Origin of the sequence: Microcoleus sp. w2-18bC1 (assembly GCF_036700365.1) — a bacterium.
GTDB lineage: Bacteria > Cyanobacteriota > Cyanobacteriia > Cyanobacteriales > Microcoleaceae > Microcoleus.
The window spans coordinates 14078-35001 of sequence record NZ_JAUBOS010000054.1 but is presented as its reverse complement, the minus strand read 5'-3'; the positions used below and the strand labels follow the sequence as shown (position 1 = coordinate 35001).

The following is a 20924-nucleotide window of genomic DNA, read 5'->3' as shown; positions in this document are numbered from 1 at the left end:
TATGACGTTCCGGTTTTACAAGCAAGCAGTTTTATTAAAAAATATATGATTCTTTCTAATAGTTAATCAACCTTAAATAGAGTTTAGTTATTTCAATATATTAATATCTAAACCAAGGAGGTCTTCTGGTCGATCAATATCTGTAAGAGTGGGAAGATAAGCAATATTGAGATCGAGCTTTTGGGCGATCGCCCGCGTACAAGCAAATACTTCACTGGTTCCCCAGGGAATGCCACCGAACAATTCCGGTATCGATCGCCGCAACCCGATCAGATAATAACCTCCGTCTATTGCGGGGCCCAAAACTACATCGTGCTGGCTCAGTTCCTCAAAAGCTTGTGCCATGATTTCGGCTTTCAAATCAGGACAATCAGTGCCGATAATTGCTGTTTTCTTAACCCCTGAATTAAAAGACTTTTGAAACGCTGCTGTCATTCTTGCGCCCAAATCACCGTCTATTTGATTTTGACACGAAATATCACTTCCCAACCACTCTTGCATCAGTTGTTGGCTGCCGCCGGCTCGGTAAATTTCTACGGATAATCGGCGGGATGTTTGGAGAGAGAGCGCGCAGGCGATCGTTCGTTGGGCCATCAAGCGGTGAAGGTTGGCAGCGCCTGTTTTTCCCAGCACCGGAATTAGTCGAGTTTTGGTTGTTCCCGGTTCGGGATAGCGGGTGAAAACAATCAGTTTTTCTGGTATCATTTATTATTGTTGATGAGTTGTAAAGGAAGGAACTGCAGAGGAAGAGAAAGAGTTAACTACTGCTTCACGAATTGCCGAGTTTTTGGGTTAGGCAATGACTTAATTTAATCGCCGTGCCCAACCCAGCATACAATGTATTTACTGAAAAATAGCCACCAGTTAGCTCATTTCTAGCATTCGTTGGATGGGCTGCAAAGCTGCTAGTTGAATATCTAGGGGCATGGTAATTTCAGGCGTTTGATTTTTCATAGCTAGATACAACTTTTCCAAGGTATTTAATCTCATGTGCGGGCATTCATTACAAGCACAACTATTATTGTTGGGAGGAGCGGGAATAAAGCGTTTGTGCAGAGCTTGCTTTTGCATTTGGTGAATGATTCCCGGTTCAGTCGCGACAATAAAAGCTTGGCTGGAACTAGCTTGAGAATATTTGAGCAAAGCAGTGGTGGAGCCTATGTAATTAGCGTGGCGCAGCACGAGAGGTTCGCATTCTGGGTGAGCAATTATTTCGGCTTCGGGATTTTCGATTTTGAGTTGAACTATCTTTTTTTCTGAGAAGTTTTCATGGACAATGCAAGCTCCTTGCCAAATCTCCATGTTTCTGCCTGTTTGTTCCATGACGTAGCGGCCGAGATTGCGATCTGGTCCAAAAATTATCGGCTGATTTTCAGGAATTTGGTTGACAATTTTAACGGCGTTAGAACTGGTGCAAATTATATCGCTCATTGCCTTAATTGCGGCGGTACAATTAATGTAGGAAATTACTAAATGTCCTGGTCGATCGGCTTTGAAAGCTGCAAAGGCTTCGGGAGGGCAACTGTCGGCGAGGGAACACCCAGCATTTAAGTCTGGCAACAATACTAATTTGTCGGGATTGAGAATTTTTGCGGTTTCGGCCATGAAATGAACTCCGGCAAAAACTATGACTTCGGCGCTGGTGTTGGCGGCTTTGCGGGCAAGTTCTAGGGAGTCGCCAATGAAGTCTGCGATGTCTTGAATCTCGGAGTCTTGGTAATAGTGGGCGAGAATGACGGCGTTTAACTCTTGTTTGAGGGCGTTAATGGCTGCAAACAAGTCGTCGGGCAGTCGGGTTTGAGTAAAGTTCGGAGCAGGTGCGGTGGTAAACACAGTTAGAATATTCCGGGGAAGGTGGCGAAGACAGCTAAAGTGTATTTTGAATTATAGTTGAATTCACCAAAAACTGCTGGCTGTTCAGTGGAGCTCATCTAAAATCTCACATCTAAAATCCAAAATATGCTGCGGGAGAGTGCAAAAATTGGTCGCTGTTTCTTATGCTGAGTAAGAAGGGGCTAGGGATCGATCGCACATGACAAATCACATGAATAAAGCTAAATCTATCAAAATTGCGGTGGTGGGGGATGTTCACGATCGCTGGGAACCTGAAGACGGCGAAGCCCTGAAGCATCTGGGCGTTGATTTGGTGCTGTTTGTGGGGGATTTTGGCAATGAGTCGGTGGAGGTGGTGCGGGCGATCGCCCAATTGGACATTCCGAAAGCAGCGGTGTTTGGGAACCACGATGCTTGGTACACGGCGACGGAGTGGGGCCGCAGTCAGTGCCCTTACGATCGCACCCAAGAAAATTGGGTAAAACAACAGTTAGATTTAATGGGAGAAGCTCACGTCGGTTACGGGAAACGGGATTTTCCCGAATTGGGCGTAACTGTGGTGGGAAGCCGCCCGTTTACTTGGGGGGGATCGGAGTGGAAGTACGGGGATTTTTACTCGGAGTGGTTTGGGGTAGAAAGTTTTGAAGAGTCAGCACGGCGCATTGCAGAAGCTGCGGCGGAGGCGGACTGCGAAAATGTGATTTTTTTGGGTCACACGGGGCCGACGGGGCTGGGAGAGGCTCCTGAAGACCCCTGCGGGCGGGATTGGAAACCATTGGGAGGGGATTGGGGCGACCCGGATTTTGCGGAGGCGATCGATCGAACTCGTACCACAGGAAAGCACATACCGCTGGTAACTTTTGGTCATATGCACCACAAACTGCGGCACACGAAGCAGGAGTTGCGGAAGTCGCTGGAGGTGAGTGCGGAGGGTACAGTTTATTTGAATGCGGCCAGCGTACCGCGAATTGTCGAGAGAGAGTGCTCGAAATTGCGTAATTTCTCGATCGTCCTGCTGGAAAATGGAGCAGTGTCGGAAGTGTCTCTGGTATGGGTAGGCGAAGATTTCGGGGTAGAAAGAGAACAAATTCTTTATCGGCGCGCTGAATCTGCGGCTATTTGTAGTTAGAGACATTTGCTGGTATGATAAAATTTATGCACCGGGAGAGGTGGCAGAGTGGTCGAATGCGCCTGACTTGAAATCAGGTGAACCGCAAGGTTCCGTGGGTTCAAATCCCACCCTCTCCGTTTAACAATTCTCTTGTTCGTTAAGTGTTTCAGATTCTCTATCCTCTCAAGAGTTCGCTTTTCCGCTCATCTTTGGCTCACTCGCGGTATTTCCCCAAAAAAAACACCCCGGCAGGGGTGCTGTTGCTTACCAGGTAAATTTTCTAGCCCACTGAATTAACTAAACCCTTCCTCATCCGCTGGGTCGCCGTAGGGGTCTTCGCTTGCCGGGCTCACATTGCCGAACATTCCAGCATCCCCTACGTAGTCTGCGGGGTCGCCGTAAGGGTCTTCGCTTGCCGGAGTCACGTTGCCGTACTGTCCGTAGTCGGTACCGGCGTAGTCTGCGGGGTCGCCGTAGGGGTCTTCGCTTGCCGGAGTCACGTTGCCGTACTGTCCGTAGTCTGCGGGGTCGCCGTAGGGGTCTTCGCTTGCCGGAGTCACGTTGCCGTACTGTCCGTAGCCAGCCGGGTCGCCGTAGGGGTCTTGGCTGGCTGGAGTCACGTTGCCGTACTGTCCGGGATTTGAGGCATCTTCGTAATAGCCGTCAGGATCGACTTGCTCGCTGTCTGGTCCGACGATCGCATCTTTTAACTTCCGCAAAAATCCGTCTACCATGATAGAGTTCCTCTTTTTTATGTGTTGAAAAACGACTGTTTTAGATTGGGAATCCCAGATTTAATTGAACGTCACGGAACCTGCAATCTAAAATCTCAAATGGTTACACTACTGTGCCGGAACAGGAGCTGTAGCTTCCGGCAAGGTAGTAAGGTCTCGACCGGTATTTTGGTTGTTATACCCCTGGAATTCGCGGTAACGCACTGCCTCGGACTCCGGAACTTTAATTCCTCCAGGCGGGGGCGTTACCCAGTGAGCGCGATTCTGGGCATCGCGGTAGTAAACGCGACCGTTTTTGGAAAGGTAATGTTTTCCCTGCGGCCCCTTTTCTTGTTTATTTTTGTGCTGATTGTAGATGTAGTAAAGGGCGGCGGCTCCTGCTAAAGTAATCCCTACTTTTTGAGCATTGCTCAATCCTTTTTTCGCTTGTGGCGAAGGAGTGGAGGCACGATTAGTTTGCACTCCTCCAGCGCGAGTATCGTCAACAGGAGGCGGGGGAGCGGAACTTTCCTGGCTAGAACCGCAAGCAGTCACAAAGGGAAATGTCAGCAGCGTTGTCAGCAGCAGAGCCATGAAGCGCGATCTTTTTGGTTCGGGTTTGATTGTGTTCATTGCCGCTCCGAATTGTCGGGATTATAGGTAGGGTGTATTCTGGCGAGGTTTAGGAACCTGAGCTGCTGCCAACAGTTTTTAGAGTAAATTAATTTCTCAAAGCAATTTTTTTGACAAATGTAGTTGCTGAGAACTTAACAGCGCAGGTACGGTATTGCGTTTCTATTCAATCATGCTGTAATCTCTCGATGATTTACTCATTCCAGGGATATAAATAAAGTTTCTTTTATTTCAGTCTGGAGGTATATGCAAATGCGCGCCTTCGGGTAACAGTAAATTTCGTTTGTGGGCTGGTTAAAGCAAAGTGAAGCAGACGGAGGGGGCGAGTCCGAAACTCAAAGCAGCGCTGGCGGAGCAAAGGAGGCGGGATTTATAAGCCCGGCGGTGTTTAATTGCGGCAGAGTGCTTGTGGGAGATGCCTGCTTTTTTTTGGGAAATTCTGGAGAGGTCGATCGCACTCTTGGAGAAATCTATTAACCTCGACAGAAAGCCCCCCAAGCTTTTCGGATATTTATGAAATTAAAGAATTTAGTTACTGCTGGATTTTCCATCGCAGTTTTATTTACTGCGGTAAAATATCTAACATTTTCCAATCAACAAAACCAAGTCAAGGAATTACTGCAAACAAAACAGTGTCCCGAATGCAATTTCAGCAATGCCAACCTGAAGGGACTTGACTTACGAGGATTTAACTTGCAGGGTGCGAACCTCGAAGGTGCTAATTTGTCGGGAGCCAAATTAGCCAATGCTAACTTAAAAAATGCTAACTTGAATAGAGCCAACCTCACCGGAGCAGATTTGGGCTGTAGCGGCATTACTTTCAACCTTGATGCGAACGATCGAGGAGCAAACATGGATTTTAATGTCACCGCTGTTCCCGAAAAAAACAACCCAGAAAATGCAGTAGTTGGTTTCAACATGAAAACGAGCGATCGGGGAGCGACAATGCGTTTAAATCTGCCGGGATGCACTGACTTTGAGAATGCTAGCTTGCAGTCAGCTCAAATGCCAGATGGCACAATTCATCCTTAATTGCAGCAAATATAGCAATCTGCTCTCTCATCATTTCTCAACTTCTTTTCCTTTTTTCTGCTCTCTCTTTTCTCTTTCTCTGTGTCCTCTGTGGCCTCTGTGGTTCATAAATAAAACCGCCGTCTGAAAAACAGGCAGCGGTTTTTTAAGCAACTAACTGCACGCCTAAAATTAGTGAGCAGAACCGTTACCGTGATACTTGTCAGTATCATAGAATCCGTTTTTTGTGCCGAAGAACAGACAGCAAACGGTGAAAACTGCTGTCAAGACTGCTAAAACTAACTTAACGTCCATAATTTACCTGCTGTTGTTGAGTGAGTGCAAATACTCAGATTGTAGAATCTTTTTGGCTGGCGCGGCCATCTACCAGCGTAGCGCCAGATTTGCTCGGCTGTACTCTGGTGCGGCAGTTTCCTGACGGCGAGACAATTCGGGGAATGATTGTCGAAACCGAAGCTTACGGCCCGGGAGATCCCGCTTGTCACGCTTACCGACAGCGCACTCCTCGCAGTGAGGTGATGTTCGGGCCTCCGGGTATGAGCTACGTTTACTTAATCTACGGGATGTATCACTGTTTTAATGTGGTGACGGATGCAGAGGGAGTTGCTAGTGGTGTGCTGATTCGAGCTTTGCAGCTAGATGCGCTTCCCCAAGAATTCGCTGGAATTCCTGAGAAGAAGCGATCGCGCCTCGCCGCCGGGCCTGGGAAACTGTGTAAGGTGCTGGATATCGATCGAACTTTAAGCGGTTTTCCCCTGGGTGCAGGCCAACCGCTACGATTGGAACACCGGAGCGAGAACTTTCAGCAAGCTGTGGAGGAGGGTACAATAAATTTTGTGCAAACTACGCGGATCGGGATTTCTCAAGGAATTGATTTGCCTTGGCGGTGGTATGTAGGGAACTCTACCGCTGTGTCACAACTCTAGTAATCTCAAAGGTATCAGTGTAAATTTTGTCGCTTATCTCAGTGAAATTATGGCTTACTCTTCTGAAAATCCGATCGTACAACTCAAAAAATGCCTAACCCTGGTTCAGGATGTTAGCACTCACAACGAAGCCAACCGGGCTTTCGAGCAATTGTGTGGGATTATCGATGCTGAAAACCCAATGGCGGCGCAACTTTTGGAGATGTTGTGGGAAGAAGCAATTATGGCGAGGCGATCGGCTTTATTTTGGCAGCAAATGAGCGATGTTGAGAAAGATATGGCTAATAGAATGATGGAAAATATGACGCAAATGCGGCAAAACTATTTGCGGTTGATGCAGGAAATGTAGACAGTAATTGATAAATTCGTGTTTGTAGTGAGGACTCTAGTCCTCTCTTTATCAATAAAGTTTTCTAGATGTAGGGTGCGTCAACGCTGATATTTGAGGAAGCTCAAACAGTTGGTTTTCGGGGCACCCTACAATAAATTCTGCTACTTCATTAAAGCAGCGCCGCGGTTGTAAAGTTCGCGCGCGTAATCAGTCCAAGTTCCCTGTCCCCAATAGCGGAAACAGCTTGTTTGCACCAACAAATTGTAAAGCAAAGCTTGCTGGTATTCAAACTGCTTAGTAACAGCCGCATCTTGCTGCACCAGCGGGTCGTATTTTTTGTGAAATGCAGCGCTGAGTAGATTCATCGGTTCCAAGACATTTTCGTAGCCTTTCACCCAACTCAAATCGTTAGTCCAAGAAGCACCATCCATGTGAAAATTATGGTCGGTTTGCTTGAGTTGGGCGATCGCTCTTTCCACCTTTTCCGGTGTAGCACTATCACGATCGACTAACTGCCAGATTTTGTGCTGGTTAATCCCCTGACAAACAGGATAATCATCAGGATTAACGCCCGCCGCTTCAATTATCTCCAAATATTCAGTGCCGTTTAAACCAACAACACCGGATTTTCCCCCGCCTTGTTCGCGGTTTTCGTGCCAAGCTTTGACAAAAGCGCTGGGAAATTCATTCATCATCACGCCGCCATTTTCGCCGTCGGCAATCTGAGTAACTAAAGAAGGAATTGTGATATTGCCAATTTCCTGCTTATTGCGTCCTTTTGCTTCGTAATACGGCTGCATTTGACCGACCAACTTCGTATCCGAACCTTGGGTTTTAATCAAAGCAGTAATACTGATTGTTTCCCCGCGAGAATTGCGAGCAACTAAACGGTTGGGAATATATTTTTGGTCTTGCGACAATCCCGATCCGTCGGGATTTTCTACAGAATGTTCCTGCACCATCAGCCAGCGATATCCGCATTCTTTCAAAGCTTTGATGTATTCGTAAAGTGTATCTGGGTGATTGGGAAAGTGCATTTCTGGGGGCGAAAAACCTTTAACGCGCTTCAGGGCATCAATGCCAAAAATGGCTGCGAAATGATGTTGCCATGCTTGAATTTGGAGTTTGATGTCGGGAATGGGAGTTGAGGGAATGACGGCGTGACTCCACATTGTCCCCAGCCATTCTACATGAGGTTGATATTGAGGATCGCAGGTAATCCGCTTGAGATTATCAAAGATATCGTCGCGTCCCATTTGGCGTAATCCCCACAATAAGTTGCCCGAATAGTCGAGCATAATTCGCGGGTTGCAGCCTTCGGCAATCAGTTGGGGAATAAATTCTCCCATACGGGAATAGCACCAAGCAAAGACTCCGGCGTTGTGATTGTCTCCTTGGTTGGGATGTTCAAACATATGCTGGAGATTGCAGATTAGTTCGCCGTTTGCACCCGCAGGAATTGTCGGTTGGTGCATATGGAGGGCGCAGGCGAATCCGGCTTGAATGTTTTCGAGGCGCAGATTTGTGGTAGGTAGAAAGATTGGTTCGTTGCTATTGGCTGCGGCACTGATTTCTGCTTCGGAGCCGCAAATGTTGGGCAATCCTGAGTTGATTTCTTGTAAAATCGGTAAATTGGGAGATTGTGCGATCGCAGGCATAAATTTTTCTCAACAATTGTGGAGGGGCGCTGTCTGCTATTGCTAATATAGCTAGATAATTTAACAGTAGCAGAGGATGTCTGCCAAAGATAAATTTCACCGGATAAATCCGGGATTGCGACAGCCCCAAATCACGGGTCAAATGTTTAACACATTTCACGTAAATAGGCGAGGTAAATTATGAAATACGAAATCAAGGTTTTGGAACCAACAGATTTGTGGTACATCCAAAATAATATCAATCCAGAAACGAACAAGTTTTATCATCCCACTAAGAATATTCCCCTCGTTCAGCAAGCGGAAATTAACTTGAATAATTCCGGAGTGATTATTCAAAAAGGTGCGCTGCATTGGTGTATGGGGAAATTGACTTCCGGTGTTTATAAAACGGATAACCGTTTAAAAGATATGTGGGTATCTTTGACAACGGAAATGGACTACAACGCTCCCGTATATCAAGGAACTGGTACGGTGAAACTGGAACCGAGACAAAAAGGCAATTTCCTGCATTATACGCCGATCGCTCTGTCGGATGGGGAGCAGTGGGAATTTGATGATGGTGTATTTCAGTTTTGTTCGGACAATGTAGTTATCGGTGCTAAAAAACTGAAATTCCGACAAGTGGCAGCTTCTAATGACGGTAGGTGGAGAATTGCTGTTACAGCTTTGCGCGAGCAAAAAGCTACTGTTATAGCAGCTACAAATTCACAGGCTAAGATTGTCGAACTCAAGCAAGGTGAAACTTTGATAGCTGATTGCGATTTGGTGAAAGGATTTACCAAGGGGATTGAAGAAGATTATCGAAAATTAGGCCATTTTGGCAAAGGCGGTGGCGAGGGTTATGTTTGGTATTATCAGGGGAAAGGTAAATTATTAGTATGTGAAAATGATGCTATGGGTTTGAGTTGAGCTATTGACAGCGACAGGAGATACGATCGCTCAAAAGGAATGGATTTGACCAATTAGTTGGATTTTTGCCAAATCTGGAAACACAGGCGATCGATTACACTTGAGCACATCACGGACACGGCACTGCCGTGTCCGTAACTGTATTTTAAGCAACAGTCCGATCGCCCAAATCCGTCTCAACATCCGCTATCAGCCCGTATTTTCCCTGTATTCCCAATGGCCGACTTGCTTATCTGCGTAGAAATCATCATAAAATATGGGTGGAAACCCCATCCTTCTAGGACGGCTTTGCATTTTTGCCACAATTTAAGCAGAAAGCTGAGAGGTTTCGCTGTAGAATAGAATATGCAGCGAGACCAATAGAATGTACCTGACTCAAAAGAACCAAATCCGCAATCTAAACAAGTCTGAGTTTTTGGCACTGCGAGAGTTGTGTCGTCTTAGCAAAAATCTCTACAATGTAGGGCTTTACACTGTTCGACAATACTACTTTCAGGAGCGCAAACACTTGCGTTACGAATCTGCCTACCATCTGTGCAAAGAGAACGAGAACTATCGTTTGCTAAACACGGATATTGCTCAACAAACTTTGAAAGTAGTAGACAGAACGTTTCACAGTTTCTATGCCTTGATTAGCGCTGTTAAATCTGGCAGCTATCAACCGAAGGTGAGATTGCCTCACTACTTACCCACAGATGGCTACTTTGTATTGATAATTCCTCGGATCGTGGTTAAGGATGGACGGTTTAATGTACCGATGTCCAATGCTTTCAAGAAGCTGTTTGGAGCGGTATCTATTCCATTCCCGGAGAGACTCAATCCTGAAGCTATCAAAGAAGTTCGGATACATTCTAAGTACAATGCTCGATTCTTTGAAGTCGAGTTTGTTTCCCAGGTTGAACCAGAACCTGTTGAAACAGTCGTTGATAGCGCTCTTTCGATTGATTTTGGATTGGACAATTTGGCTACTTGCGTTGACACCAATGGGGCATCCTTTATTGTGGATGGTCGTAAACTTAAATCTATTAACCAGTGGTTAAACAAAGAAAATGCCAGATTGCAATCTATCAAAGATAGACAAAAGATTGAGCGTCTCACTGAGCGTCAAGCTAGATTGCTTGTCAATCGAAACAATCAAGTTAGGGACTATCTCAACAAAACGGCAAGGCTGATTATTGACCATTGCATTGCCCATAAAATTGAGCGCGTGATTGTCGGGTTCAATTTGGGCATGAAGCAGGAAATCAATATTGGCAGTCGCAACAATCAGAACTTTGTCCAAATTCCTTTTCACACTTTGAGAGGTAAGCTGAAATCGCTTTGTGAGCGTTACGGCTTGCTCTACCTTGAACAGGAAGAATCGTATACAAGCAAGGCTAGCGCTTTGGATGGTGACGATTTGCCCGTCTACAATGCCGACAAACCACCAACTTACCAATTTTCTGGCAAGCGTGTTAAGCGCGGATTGTATCGGACTTGGGAAGGACATTTGATTAACGCTGATTGTAATGGTGCTGCAAATATTGGCAGAAAAAGTAAGCAGAATGGTTTTACCGGACTGTCTAGAGGCTGTTTGGCACAGCCATTACGAATCAAGATCCACGCTTGATTGCGGTTCTTAAGAATCCCTCCGCTTCAGGCAGGGGAGTGTCAAATACTTTGTCAAGTTAAGAAAATATTTTTTTGATTCATCCAGGAGCGAGAAAAAAAAATGTACATTGTACAAATTGCCTCGGAGTGCGCCCCCGTCATCAAAGCAGGGGGTTTGGGCGACGTAGTTTACGGTTTGAGTCGGGAGTTGCAGAATTCCGGTCACTGCGTCGAGATTATTCTACCCAAGTACGACTGCATGAGGTACGACCACATTTGGGGACTTCACGAGGCTTACCGGGATTTGGCTGTGCCCTGGTACGGTGGCGAAATCCTTTGTGATGTCTTGTGTGGCTGGGTGCACGGGCAGTTGTGTTTTTTCATCGAACCTCGCTCTCAAGATAACTTTTTTAATCGTGGCTGTTATTACGGGTGCAATGACGACAATATGCGGTTTGCATTTTTCAGCAAAGCCGCTTTGGAATTTTTGCTCAGAAGCAACAAGCGTCCCGATGTGATTCACTGTCATGATTGGCAAACTGGTTTGGTTCCAGTCATGCTGTTTGAAATTTACAAATACAATTGGATGGAAAATCAGCGAGTCTGCTATACCATTCACAATTTCAAACATCAAGGCATGGGAGGTAGCGATATTTTGAATGCAACGGGTTTGAATCGAGAGGATTATTATTTTGATTACGATCGCCTCCGAGATAACTTTAACCCTTTTGCTATCAACTTTATGAAAGGTGGTATTGTTTACTCGAACTTTGTCACCACAGTTTCGCCACACCATGCTTGGGAAGCTCACCTCGGCGAGTGTGGCTACGGTTTGGGCCACACATTGCATTTATATCAAGATAAGTTTCGCGGGGTGCTCAACGGCATCGATTACGATGTGTGGAATCCGGATAGCGATCGCTATATTCCTCACCACTACAATCAGAAGGATTTGGCAGGAAAAGCGAAAACTAAAAAAGCTTTGCGCGATCGGCTGTTCCTGCGCGATGCTGATAAGCCTATTATTACCTTTATCGGTCGTTTGGACGACCAAAAAGGCGTTCATCTCGTTCACCATGCAATTTATTACTCTCTGAGTAAGGGAGCGCAATTCGTGCTTTTGGGTTCCGCGACGGAAGCGGGAATTAACACGCATTTCCAGCACGAAAAATACTTTTTAAATGACAATCCAGACTGCCATTTAGAACTAGGTTTTAATGAAGAACTGTCGCACTTAATTTATGCCGGTGGGGATATGATTGTGGTTCCCAGTAATTACGAACCCTGCGGGCTGACTCAGATGATCGGGTTGAGGTACGGCACTGTTCCTGTGGTGCGGGGAGTTGGCGGTTTGGTGAATACTGTGTTTGATCGAGATTACGACACCCGCCACCTCCCGGAAGAACGCAACGGTTACGTATTTTATCAAACCGACTACTCGGCTTTAGAGTCGGCGCTCGATCGGGCGATCGGATTGTGGTATGACTATCATGATGAATTTGAAAAACTCATGCTTCAAGGCATGAATTGTGACAATTCGTGGAAATATCCAGCTAAAGACTATGTGGAAATTTACGAGTTAATTAGACACAAATAATCCGTAGGAGGCCAGTGTGCAACTTACTAACTGTAGGTGTGCACTGGTAGCCCGCGTCTTAGTGGCTGTTGAGCCTGGTTGCGAAGTCGGGCATTTGATACATGGCGGTGACGCGAATCGCTTGGGAGATGGCTGTTGCTTTTTTTTGGGCGCGCGAGGTTGTTTAAAGAATCTTTTTAAATTTGGCGTTGCATAATTGCGGCATGATTTGGATTTTTTTTGTGGGATGGGCTCTGTTCGCGCGAAGGCGTGTATTTTCATCGCAGGCGGGACACCCTACAATAATCATGCTCAAATTTAGCAACGCCAAATTTTTGACCTAATCGGCGGGCCATAACACAATACGCTTGGGTTAAGGAAAATTGTAGCGAAAATGTTGGGCGGAGTGAAACGGAGGGTTCGTTCCACGGGCCCAACCTACGCACGATCGGTTTTTTTAGCACTAATTGAACCGTATTGGGCTATAACAAAGTCTTTTCGGAAAAAAACTGCCGGTTGAGCGAAGTCGAGACCGGATTTCTGACCAGCAGTGCGTCAGCCCTAAAATAGTTACGATCTCGATCATCAAATAAGAATTATTTGCATTAATATAGTAAAGCACTGACTATAGATGGCTGTAGAGAGACCATCGTGTCAATTACCAGATGAAAAAATCTATCATTATAGAACAATGAGCATTTCTCGGCGTATTTTTCTTGCCAGTGGTACAGCAATGGCTGTCGTGGCCGTGGGGGAACTAAGCAAAAAAGCCCCTGTCGCAGCCCAAACCGGCACTCTCAACCTTTATTCAGCACGTCACTACGATACTGATAATGAGTTGTACCAAAGCTTCACCAAAAAAACTGGGATCAAGGTTAACCTCGTTGAGGCGGATGCTGACCAACTAATTGAACGGATCAGAAGTGAAGGTGCAAATAGCCCTGCTGATGTTTTCATCACGGTGGATGGTGGACGTTTGTGGCGGGCCAAACAAGCAGGTATTCTGCAACCTGTTTCTTCAACAGTCCTGACATCGGCAATTCCAGCAAGTTTGCGAGATCCTCAAGGTTTCTGGTTTGGTCTATCGCGCCGGGCCAGGGTGATTGTTTATAACAAAAGCAAGGTGAACCCTGCTCAATTGTCAACCTATGAGGCGCTGACAGAACCTCGGTGGAAAGGCAAAATTTTAGTGCGATCGTCCACTAATATCTATAATCAGTCTCTGGTTGGGGCTATGTTAGCAGCTCATGGAGCTCAAAAAACAGAAGCTTGGGCGCGAGGATTAGTCGCTAATTTTGCGCGTCCTCCAGAGGGAAATGATACGGCACAAATCAAGGCTGTTGCTGCTGGGGTAGGCGATCTTGCCATTGTTAATACCTATTATGTAGCTCGCTTAATGAAATCCAAAGATCCAGCAGAACAAGCGATCGCGGCGAAAGTAGGTGTATTTTTCCCCAACCAGCGCGATCGGGGTACCCACGTCAATATTTGTGGTGGTGGTGTAGTCAAAACCTCCCGTAACAAAGCAGGCGCGACCAAATTCTTGGAACACCTAGCCAGTCGCGAAGCGCAACAACTTTTTGCTAGGGGTAATTACGAGTACCCTGTGATTTCAGGTGTGGCGATCGATCCTGCCGTTGCCAGTTTTGGTACATTCAAATCTGACCCTCTCAACCCTGATGTGTTTGGGAAAAATAACCCTGAAGCTTTAAAGATTTCCGATCGCGCAGGATGGAAATAGAGGCTTTTTGAACAAGAAGCTACTCTTTGTGATTCGGCGGTTGAAACCGCCGAATCCAATCAACTTTAATTTTTAATTTTACCATCTGGCATTATAGCGCCTTTCAGGTTTGCCCCTGTCAGGTTTGCCCCCGTCAAATCAGCACTATTTAAGTCAGTTTCACTTAAATTGGCATTACTAAGATTGGCATTATTCAGTTTTGCCCCTCGCAAAAAAGCCCCCTTGAGATTTGCATTACTCAAATCAGCATTTGTGAGATCAGCAGAAAATAAACCTGCTTTTTCCAGAGAAGCACCTTTTAAATTTGCACCTTTGAGATTGACGCTATCGAGTAAGGCTTCATTAAGTTTGACCTTTTCTAGCACAGCCCCTTCCAACTTAGCACCATTGAGATTAGCGCTTGTTAAATCGATGTCACTTAACTTGGTATCAGTTAGGTCACATCCTGGACATTGCTTAGTTTTTTGTAATGTTTCGAGGGGACCTGCGACCTGTTTTTGACATCCAAAGGTGACAAAAACAGTAAGTAGTAAGAAGAAGATTGTGCCAGTAGTGCGGGGAAACATTGGTGAATTTTTATTAATCATCTGGATTTGTAAAGGGATAATGTTAACCTTTAACTGTTAACCGTTAAATCTGTTGAAGACTTGCGCGATCGCGCAATTTTCCAACTTAATAAAATAACCGGTAACATCCCCACTAAAACAATTGCCAATGCTGGGCCAGAAGCTTCAGCCAATCGCTCATCTGAGGCAAGTTGATAAGTTCGCACAGCCAAGGTATCAAAGTTAAACGGTCTAATAATTATAGTAGCAGGTAACTCTTTCATTACATCAACGAATACTAACATCATGGCAGTTAGTAGACCTCCGGTCATCATTGGTGTATGAACTGTAACTAAAGTTTGCATCGGGCTATAACCCAAACTTCTCGCCGCATCATCTAAATTAGGCTTAATTTTGCTCAAACTTGACTCTACCGCATTTAAAGAAACAGCTAGGAAGCGAACTATATAGGCAAATACCAAAGCTGCGATCGTACCACTTAACAACAAGCCTGTAGAAATTCCCCAGTTTTCACGCATCCAACTATCAAATAGATTGTCAAATTTTCCAATGGGAACCATAATCCCCACTGCAATCACAGAACCAGGTACAGCATAGCCCATTGCCGCAACTCTCGTTCCTAACTGCACTCCTAAATTAGGATATAACCGTAACCCATAAGCCATAATCAAGGCAATAACTACGGCTAAAATTGCTGTCAATGTTGCCAAAATTAAACTATGACGGGCAAAGATCCAAAAACGTTCATCTAAAGTGAGTTGCCAATTAGCTAAGGTCAACTTTACTAAAAGACTGGCTGGCAATAAAAAACCCAAAAACAGCGGCATTAAACAAGCAATTACCGCTAAAATTTCCCTAATTCCTTTAAGCTGATAAGTCTGTAATTGGCGATATCGACTGCTAGCTTGATAATATTTAGTCCGACTGCGAGACCAGCGTTCTAGTAAAATTAAACCCAGAACAAATAATAATAGCAGGGCAGCTAATTGATTGGCTGCAATTCGTTCTCCCATGCCAAACCAAGTCCGATAAATACCTGTGGTAAAAGTATCAACTCCAAAATACTGAACAGTTCCATAATCGTTGAGAGTTTCCATCAAAGCCAGTGCTAAACCTGCAACAATTGCAGGTCTTGCCATTGGTAAGGCAACTGTCATAAAACTCCGCCAAGGGCTACAGCCAAGTATTCTACTAGCTTCTAGGGTACAAGTGGATTGCTCCAAAAATGCAACTCGTGTTAATAGGTAGACGTATGGATATAAAACTAAGATTAGCATTAAGATGGCTCCAGGGAGCGATCGCACGTTAGGAAACCAATAGTCTCCATAACTCCAGCCAAAAATATAACGCAAAGCAGTTTGAACTGGACCGGAAAATTCTAAAAAGTCTGTATAAGTATAAGCTAGGACATAAGCTGGGGCCGCTAAGGGTAACAGTAATGCCCATTCAAATATGGGACTGGCCCGAAAGCGACACATTGTTACTAGCCATGCACATCCTACGCCAATCACGACAACACCAAAGCCTACACCGATCATTAACAATAAAGAGTTGACGATATAACGGGTTAAAACTGTATCGGTTAAATGTTGCCATGTATCTTTAGCTTCAAAAAAGATACTGGATAAGACACTGATGACTGGTATGGCGATCGGCAATGCTAAAGTGATGACCGCAAGTGTCCACCCACTAGCGGATAAACCGCGTAACGTCGATAGCCATTGGATTGTCCTGATTCCTGTTTGCTGTAGTGATTTTTGGGAATTTTTCATCGCTAGTAAAAAGTTTAGCTTGCTATTTTATCAGTAGGTGTAAACATTTGTCAAGTCTTTTTGATAATTAATCTCACTAAACTGGTATATTGTAGAATAGTAAGTTGTTGATTATTTATAGCAATAATGGCTCGACCGATAATTCTGCATTTGGATGGTGTAACAAAACAGTATTCCCAAGCTGCATCACCTGCGGTGGCATCTGTCACCCTGACCTTACATCAGGGAGATATACTGGGGTTGTTGGGGCCATCGGGTTGTGGGAAAACAACGTTGCTGCGGTTAATTGCTGGTTTTGAACAGCTACAAGCAGGGACGATCGCCCTAGCAGGGAAAACTGTAGCCAGTGTTAATATGTCAGTCGCGCCGGAACAGCGAGACATTGGTATGGTGTTTCAAGACTATGCACTCTTCCCCCATTTGACTGTCGCGAAAAATGTAGCTTTTGGCTTGACGCATCAAGGAAAAGAGTCAAAGCATCATATTCAGAAAGGTGTCACCGAAGCATTAACGTTGGTGGGATTAGAAGGATTGGAAAACCGTTATCCCCATGAATTATCCGGGGGTCAGCAACAGCGAGTGGCCCTGGCCCGTGCTTTAGCCCCTAGACCTGCGATTATTTTACTAGATGAACCGTTGAGTAATTTAGATGTACAAGTACGGTTAAGATTGCGTCAGGAAGTCCGCGAGATTCTGAAAGCAACGGGAACCTCTGGTGTATTTGTCACGCACGATCGCGAAGAAGCACTTTCGATTTCAGATTGGGTAGCGGTGATGCGTCAAGGCAAATTAGAACAGTTTGGCACTCCAGAGGAAGTTTATCAAGAACCAGCATCTAGATTTGTGGCTGAGTTTGTGACGCAAGCTAATTTTGTGTCGGCATCGTTGAAGCAGGATTTTTGGGAAACAGAAGTAGGTTGTTTTGCTGTTAAAGGAGATTCATTTGTAAAAGTTCCTTGTGATGTTTCTACTGAAGGAGAATTGATGATTCGGCAGGAAGACTTGAGTTTATACTTAGATGAAGATTCGGCTGTTGTGGTTTGCGATCGCCAATTTTTAGGTAGAGAAAATCGTTATTGTTTAAAAACTCCGTCTGGCGAAAAGTTATATGCACTTACAACCACAGGAAATGTTTTTCCCATTGGTTCTAAAGTTCGGTTATCTTGTGGTGAAAATTCTCCCTTAGCTTTCTTTGTCGGTAAGCCTCAGTCCTAGCTAATGGCTAATTGCTAATTGGCGAAAAATCCTCCCCTTCTTCTCTCTTCCTTCTTCCTTATACTGTCTGATAGGTTTTCTGTCTATCGCTGTTGTCAGGGAAGGGGCTAGTCACGATATCCTCTGCTTTTATACCCGCTGCAATCAGCGCTTGGCTTAGACCTTCCTCGAAGTTATCCTCTTCAATTACAACTTGATTATCGACTAAACGAGCATGAAACAGAATCGTGTCAATCCAGCGCTGTTTATCCCAGCCTGTAGCGAGAATCAGAAAGTGACCCGAATCGACATCACAGACGGGGTAAAGCTCGATCGCCTGTAAACTGGGTTGGGCGAGAGTTGCTTCTTGCAGGGTTTTTTTGAGGATGTCTGCATAGCTTAGTGAGTTATCCATTATATGTTATAATACTTAGTTATTCATTATGTTTAGTTGGTAGCCAGCTTTATGAAAAAAATATTTATTGATGCAAACATATACTTGAATTTTTTTGATAGCAACAAGCCGGAGTTAAAAAAATTACTGGATTCCCTTTTGGAGATTAAAGATAGCTTATTTATAGGTTCACAAATTGTCAATGAAGTTAACAGAAATAAACTTGATGTAGCTCAGAGAAGCTTGATCAATCATTTTAATAACCTTTCAAATATTAAACCAATCAATTTACCCGAACATCTAGAAGTGGAAAGCACAAACCTACAAAAATGGAACAGTCAGAGCAAGGAGATATACCAAAAAAACCAAAAGCTCTACAAAGAGCTTGAAGATATCATACACAAAACGCTTGAAGAAATAATGTGTTCCAGTGATAAGGTTTCACAAACTTTTCGCCTTCTTTTTGAAGGTGTTCTCGAAGCATCTGAACATGAAATTCAAGCAGGAAGGTATAGAAGAGAGGTAGGTAATCCACCAGGTAAACCAAATGATCCTTTAGGCGATCAAGTATCTTGGGAGCAATTCAAAAATTGCTCAAGTGATTCAGAAAATATCTGGATTATCACCAAGGATACAGACTACTATACAGCCTTTAAGAAAAAAAGCTATCTAAATTCATTTTTATATAATGAATTAGTTAAAGCTAACACTAACATTGCTACTCCTTCAATTTTTTGTTTTGAAACCTTGGCAGAAGGGTTGAAACATTTCAATGAAAATAGTTTAGAAAAGATTGATAAACTGCCTACAGAAGAGGAGCTTAAAATCATTACTGAAGAGGAACTTTCTGATTCGGCAGCTCAAACAGAAGCCCCAAATCTTTTCTCTATTGTTGAACAAGGGAAGCTTACATCTATGTATTTGCCATCGGGATTCCACTCACCTGGTCATTATATTCAGTACCTTAGAACATATGATTCAGAAGAATTATAACAATGACAACTCTTTGTTCCCAACCTGATTAGGATTTTGTTGAGTAGAAATGACCATACAGTATAACAATCCTGTTGGAGCGGACTATCAAGGGCTCGATGGTATTGAAAAGGTTATTTGCAGCCACTCAACAGGAACGTTACATTTTTACCGACAGGTGAAACCCGATCGCCTACAACCTCTTCCCCTCGCCCGCCTTATTTCCCTAAAGCCTCAAAAAATACAGCAACCACCAAGGCTAAAATCAGATCTGGATCGATCGCCAATATGCCACCAACCCCGTCAGCAACAAATTCCCCTCGCTATCCCACCAGTCTAACCATTGCTGAGTCTGATTTTGATAACTGCCGAACCATAGGCTTAATTGTACTCCCATAAGTTCGATCGGCTAGTGAAGGAAACAATATTACAAAATAAAAGCCTTTCATCCCCCGACTAAAGTCACCGGGATGAAAGGCTTTTGCACGTTTTGACCAGCCTTCAATCTTGTTGTTTTGACAGATTTAAGCTAATTTTATTCAAAGGAAAGTATGTTAATTTTCGGACTTCTGTCCTTGAGCTTCTGGCACAGAAACTTCTGAATCCGGCTGATTCAGAGCCATTTCTAGAGATTTTGTCATCTCGACTGGTTCGGGAGTACGCTTAGAAAATCCCCACACAAACATCAAGACGATACTGGAAATCAGCAGCCATTGCGGAGGAACTAAATCTGGATTAATTACTTTCACTAACAACCGCATTCCCACGAACCCAACTGTGATGTAACCAGCACTTTCTAGGTGAACGAATTCATCCAGCCAGCGGATGAACAACCCGGCCATGAATCGCAGGGCAATAATTCCAATAGTAGCGCCTGTTACGACGATAAAAGTGTCGTCAGAAACAGCGATCGCAGTAGTAACGCTATCCAATGAAAACGCTAAATCCGTAAAAGCAATCATGGGAATTGCTTGCCACACAGTCGCAAATCTGGGCCCGTGATGTTCTCCTTCAGAGTCTGTCTCTGAAGTAAAATGTTGGAAAACAAGCCACAGCAAGTAAAGAGCACCCAGCAGCTCAAACTGCCAGTATTGGATCACCCAAGTAGCCGTTAAAATTAGGGCGATCCGCAGAACAAAAGCAATTATCAAACCCAAGTTGAGAGCTTTTTGCTGATCCTTGGCATCTTCCAAACCTTTAGAAATAGACGCCAGGGCGATCGCGTTGTCAGCCGAAAGTACAGCCTCCAAAGCCACCAAAACCAACAATAATAAAAAGCCGTCAACTCCAAAATTGGGTGAAGCGTCGAGAAATTGATCTAGCATTAACTATTTTGTGCACCTAAGATTGGCAAGGGTCGAGCGCAGCGCAAATTACCCGCTCTGTCTAACGTTAGTGTCACCTTCCTTTAAATCTTAACCTAACGCGGTAATTCTGTGGGAGGCGATCGTCCGAACAACGTCCGAAGGAAGCAGTCCCAGGAAACCAGGAAAAATTCTCCCCCTCCGACACTCAAAAACTGCGCCACTGCGCCACTGCACCACTGCGCCACTGCGCCACTCCTCCCCGGAGGCACCATTTGTGTTGCAAGTTGTAACAAATGATTCCCAAAAGTGCCAATTTGTCTCAAATTGGTGAAAGCTCGTGCCCGCGAAAAGGAGTTTTGCGAATATGTCTTTAACAGATACCCAAGTCTACGTAGCGCTCGTAATTGCTTTGATTCCCGGAATCTTGGCTTTCCGGCTGTCAACTGAACTGTACAAATAGTTTCCAGACACCAGTTGCGAACCGCAAAACGCCTGCCTGAGCAGTTAAATCTCTCGCATTACAGATACAGACAATTGCTGCCCCAGTGCAGTAGATTGTTTGTGTTCCGCAAGACGAGACTGCAAGGGCAGGCATTTTTATGGGAAAATTCCGTCTTCAGGCGTCACCTTTGTCTCAACAATTTTGGCTGTCAGCACCCTGACAAA

General features: G+C 44.7%; 22 protein-coding genes, 1 tRNA gene and 1 pseudogene. 13 read left to right on the top strand and 11 right to left on the bottom strand.

Translation table 11 applies throughout. The features are described 5' to 3' along the window. Window positions 1–87: 87 nt before the first annotated feature. Both QT979_RS22025 and nadA read right to left on the bottom strand, forming a co-directional pair. Complete coding sequence (locus QT979_RS22025; protein ID WP_333311685.1) at window positions 88–705, bottom strand: TIGR04282 family arsenosugar biosynthesis glycosyltransferase; 618 nt, start codon at window positions 703–705, stop codon at window positions 88–90. A 159-nt stretch (window positions 706–864) separates the two neighbouring features. After that, window positions 865–1833 (bottom strand): quinolinate synthase NadA, encoded by a 969-nt coding sequence (nadA, locus tag QT979_RS22020; RefSeq protein WP_333233236.1) that lies wholly within the window; start codon window positions 1831–1833, stop codon window positions 865–867. 211 nt (window positions 1834–2044) lie between these two features. Between nadA and QT979_RS22015 the strand changes: the two genes are divergently transcribed. Together QT979_RS22015 and QT979_RS22010 are read left to right on the top strand one after the other, a co-directional pair. Next, entirely contained in the window at window positions 2045–2962 is a 918-nt protein-coding gene (locus tag QT979_RS22015) for a TIGR04168 family protein (protein ID WP_333233238.1), read from the top strand. A 34-nt stretch (window positions 2963–2996) separates the two neighbouring features. Then, a tRNA-Ser gene (locus QT979_RS22010) sits at window positions 2997–3081 on the top strand. Window positions 3082–3237: 156 nt separating this feature from the next. Here the strand turns inward: QT979_RS22010 and QT979_RS22005 are convergent. Together QT979_RS22005 and QT979_RS22000 are read right to left on the bottom strand one after the other, a co-directional pair. Further along, the gene (locus QT979_RS22005) at window positions 3238–3678 is read right to left on the bottom strand and encodes a translation initiation factor (RefSeq protein ID WP_333233240.1); all 441 of its coding nucleotides are present in this window, start codon (window positions 3676–3678) and stop codon (window positions 3238–3240) included. Window positions 3679–3786: 108 nt separating this feature from the next. Next, the gene (locus QT979_RS22000; protein ID WP_333213450.1) at window positions 3787–4290 is read right to left on the bottom strand and encodes a hypothetical protein; all 504 of its coding nucleotides are present in this window, start codon (window positions 4288–4290) and stop codon (window positions 3787–3789) included. A 285-nt stretch (window positions 4291–4575) separates the two neighbouring features. On the opposite strand from QT979_RS22000, the gene QT979_RS21995 reads away from it, so the two are divergent. Next, complete coding sequence (locus QT979_RS21995) at window positions 4576–4767, top strand: hypothetical protein (RefSeq protein WP_333233242.1); 192 nt, start codon at window positions 4576–4578, stop codon at window positions 4765–4767. A 36-nt stretch (window positions 4768–4803) separates the two neighbouring features. After that, complete coding sequence (locus tag QT979_RS21990) at window positions 4804–5322, top strand: pentapeptide repeat-containing protein (RefSeq protein ID WP_333233244.1); 519 nt, start codon at window positions 4804–4806, stop codon at window positions 5320–5322. Window positions 5323–5493: 171 nt separating this feature from the next. On the opposite strand, the gene QT979_RS21985 is transcribed toward QT979_RS21990, so the two are convergent. Continuing rightward, entirely contained in the window at window positions 5494–5616 is a 123-nt protein-coding gene (locus tag QT979_RS21985) for a hypothetical protein (RefSeq protein WP_006633228.1), read from the bottom strand. Between the two features lie 20 nt (window positions 5617–5636). On the opposite strand from QT979_RS21985, the gene QT979_RS21980 reads away from it, so the two are divergent. Next, entirely contained in the window at window positions 5637–6248 is a 612-nt protein-coding gene (locus QT979_RS21980) for a DNA-3-methyladenine glycosylase (protein WP_333233246.1), read from the top strand. Window positions 6249–6297: 49 nt separating this feature from the next. After that, window positions 6298–6597 carry a hypothetical protein gene (locus tag QT979_RS21975; protein ID WP_333081447.1) on the top strand — a complete coding sequence of 100 codons (300 nt, stop codon included), beginning with the start codon at window positions 6298–6300 and terminating at the stop codon, window positions 6595–6597. Window positions 6598–6740: 143 nt separating this feature from the next. Here the strand turns inward: QT979_RS21975 and QT979_RS21970 are convergent, their stop codons facing one another. Then, complete coding sequence (locus QT979_RS21970) at window positions 6741–8237, bottom strand: glycosyl hydrolase family 57 (RefSeq protein ID WP_333311684.1); 1497 nt, start codon at window positions 8235–8237, stop codon at window positions 6741–6743. A 180-nt stretch (window positions 8238–8417) separates the two neighbouring features. Here QT979_RS21970 and QT979_RS21965 point away from each other — a divergent pair, with 180 nt between their 5' ends. The 4 genes from QT979_RS21965 to QT979_RS21950 all read left to right on the top strand — a co-directional run bounded on the left by QT979_RS21965 (window position 8418) and on the right by QT979_RS21950 (window position 14053). Then, window positions 8418–9146: an AIM24 family protein gene (locus QT979_RS21965; protein ID WP_333311683.1), complete on the top strand. Its 729-nt coding sequence runs from the start codon at window positions 8418–8420 to the stop codon at window positions 9144–9146. Between the two features lie 364 nt (window positions 9147–9510). Beyond that, window positions 9511–10755 carry a transposase gene (locus QT979_RS21960; protein WP_333215375.1) on the top strand — a complete coding sequence of 415 codons (1245 nt, stop codon included), beginning with the start codon at window positions 9511–9513 and terminating at the stop codon, window positions 10753–10755. Between the two features lie 102 nt (window positions 10756–10857). After that, complete coding sequence (gene glgA, locus QT979_RS21955; RefSeq protein WP_333215377.1) at window positions 10858–12333, top strand: glycogen synthase GlgA; 1476 nt, start codon at window positions 10858–10860, stop codon at window positions 12331–12333. A gap of 670 nt (window positions 12334–13003) precedes the next feature. Beyond that, entirely contained in the window at window positions 13004–14053 is a 1050-nt protein-coding gene (locus QT979_RS21950; RefSeq protein WP_333215379.1) for a Fe(3+) ABC transporter substrate-binding protein, read from the top strand. A gap of 65 nt (window positions 14054–14118) precedes the next feature. Here the strand turns inward: QT979_RS21950 and QT979_RS21945 are convergent, their stop codons facing one another. Both QT979_RS21945 and QT979_RS21940 read right to left on the bottom strand, forming a co-directional pair. Continuing rightward, window positions 14119–14640 (bottom strand): pentapeptide repeat-containing protein, encoded by a 522-nt coding sequence (locus QT979_RS21945; RefSeq protein WP_333311682.1) that lies wholly within the window; start codon window positions 14638–14640, stop codon window positions 14119–14121. 29 nt (window positions 14641–14669) lie between these two features. Beyond that, on the bottom strand, window positions 14670–16391 hold the full coding sequence (locus tag QT979_RS21940) for an iron ABC transporter permease (protein WP_333311681.1): 1722 nt from the start codon (window positions 16389–16391) through the stop codon (window positions 14670–14672). 126 nt (window positions 16392–16517) lie between these two features. On the opposite strand from QT979_RS21940, the gene QT979_RS21935 reads away from it, so the two are divergent. Further along, entirely contained in the window at window positions 16518–17606 is a 1089-nt protein-coding gene (locus QT979_RS21935) for an ABC transporter ATP-binding protein (RefSeq protein WP_333311680.1), read from the top strand. A 58-nt stretch (window positions 17607–17664) separates the two neighbouring features. On the opposite strand, the gene QT979_RS21930 is transcribed toward QT979_RS21935, so the two are convergent. Continuing rightward, on the bottom strand, window positions 17665–18000 hold the full coding sequence (locus QT979_RS21930) for an element excision factor XisI family protein (protein ID WP_333311679.1): 336 nt from the start codon (window positions 17998–18000) through the stop codon (window positions 17665–17667). Window positions 18001–18051: 51 nt separating this feature from the next. Here QT979_RS21930 and QT979_RS21925 point away from each other — a divergent pair, with 51 nt between their 5' ends. Then, window positions 18052–18972: a PIN domain-containing protein gene (locus tag QT979_RS21925; RefSeq protein WP_333311678.1), complete on the top strand. Its 921-nt coding sequence runs from the start codon at window positions 18052–18054 to the stop codon at window positions 18970–18972. A gap of 277 nt (window positions 18973–19249) precedes the next feature. Here the strand turns inward: QT979_RS21925 and QT979_RS21920 are convergent. Both QT979_RS21920 and QT979_RS21915 read right to left on the bottom strand, forming a co-directional pair. Further along, a pseudogene (locus QT979_RS21920) lies at window positions 19250–19360 on the bottom strand (Uma2 family endonuclease); the annotation flags it as partial. Between the two features lie 145 nt (window positions 19361–19505). Then, window positions 19506–20276 carry a TerC family protein gene (locus QT979_RS21915; RefSeq protein ID WP_333311677.1) on the bottom strand — a complete coding sequence of 257 codons (771 nt, stop codon included), beginning with the start codon at window positions 20274–20276 and terminating at the stop codon, window positions 19506–19508. A gap of 346 nt (window positions 20277–20622) precedes the next feature. Between QT979_RS21915 and psaM the strand changes: the two genes are divergently transcribed. Further along, window positions 20623–20718, top strand: a complete 96-nt coding sequence (gene psaM / locus QT979_RS21910; RefSeq protein WP_015174804.1) for a photosystem I reaction center subunit XII — start codon at window positions 20623–20625, stop codon at window positions 20716–20718. Window positions 20719–20924 lie beyond the last annotated feature (206 nt).

Coding starts and splice junctions, on each gene's coding strand:
- QT979_RS22025 (WP_333311685.1), bottom strand. CDS start 705: ATGATACCAGAAAAACTGATTGTTTTCACCCGCTATCCCGAACCGGGA.
- QT979_RS22015 (WP_333233238.1), top strand. CDS start 2,045: ATGAATAAAGCTAAATCTATCAAAATTGCGGTGGTGGGGGATGTTCAC.
- QT979_RS22005 (WP_333233240.1), bottom strand. CDS start 3,678: ATGGTAGACGGATTTTTGCGGAAGTTAAAAGATGCGATCGTCGGACCA.
- QT979_RS22000 (WP_333213450.1), bottom strand. CDS start 4,290: ATGAACACAATCAAACCCGAACCAAAAAGATCGCGCTTCATGGCTCTG.
- QT979_RS21990 (WP_333233244.1), top strand. CDS start 4,804: ATGAAATTAAAGAATTTAGTTACTGCTGGATTTTCCATCGCAGTTTTA.
- QT979_RS21985 (WP_006633228.1), bottom strand. CDS start 5,616: ATGGACGTTAAGTTAGTTTTAGCAGTCTTGACAGCAGTTTTCACCGTT.
- QT979_RS21975 (WP_333081447.1), top strand. CDS start 6,298: ATGGCTTACTCTTCTGAAAATCCGATCGTACAACTCAAAAAATGCCTA.
- QT979_RS21970 (WP_333311684.1), bottom strand. CDS start 8,237: ATGCCTGCGATCGCACAATCTCCCAATTTACCGATTTTACAAGAAATC.
- QT979_RS21965 (WP_333311683.1), top strand. CDS start 8,418: ATGAAATACGAAATCAAGGTTTTGGAACCAACAGATTTGTGGTACATC.
- QT979_RS21960 (WP_333215375.1), top strand. CDS start 9,511: ATGTACCTGACTCAAAAGAACCAAATCCGCAATCTAAACAAGTCTGAG.
- glgA (WP_333215377.1), top strand. CDS start 10,858: ATGTACATTGTACAAATTGCCTCGGAGTGCGCCCCCGTCATCAAAGCA.
- QT979_RS21950 (WP_333215379.1), top strand. CDS start 13,004: ATGAGCATTTCTCGGCGTATTTTTCTTGCCAGTGGTACAGCAATGGCT.
- QT979_RS21945 (WP_333311682.1), bottom strand. CDS start 14,640: ATGATTAATAAAAATTCACCAATGTTTCCCCGCACTACTGGCACAATC.
- QT979_RS21940 (WP_333311681.1), bottom strand. CDS start 16,391: ATGAAAAATTCCCAAAAATCACTACAGCAAACAGGAATCAGGACAATC.
- QT979_RS21935 (WP_333311680.1), top strand. CDS start 16,518: ATGGCTCGACCGATAATTCTGCATTTGGATGGTGTAACAAAACAGTAT.
- QT979_RS21930 (WP_333311679.1), bottom strand. CDS start 18,000: ATGGATAACTCACTAAGCTATGCAGACATCCTCAAAAAAACCCTGCAA.
- QT979_RS21925 (WP_333311678.1), top strand. CDS start 18,052: ATGAAAAAAATATTTATTGATGCAAACATATACTTGAATTTTTTTGAT.
- QT979_RS21915 (WP_333311677.1), bottom strand. CDS start 20,276: ATGCTAGATCAATTTCTCGACGCTTCACCCAATTTTGGAGTTGACGGC.
- psaM (WP_015174804.1), top strand. CDS start 20,623: ATGTCTTTAACAGATACCCAAGTCTACGTAGCGCTCGTAATTGCTTTG.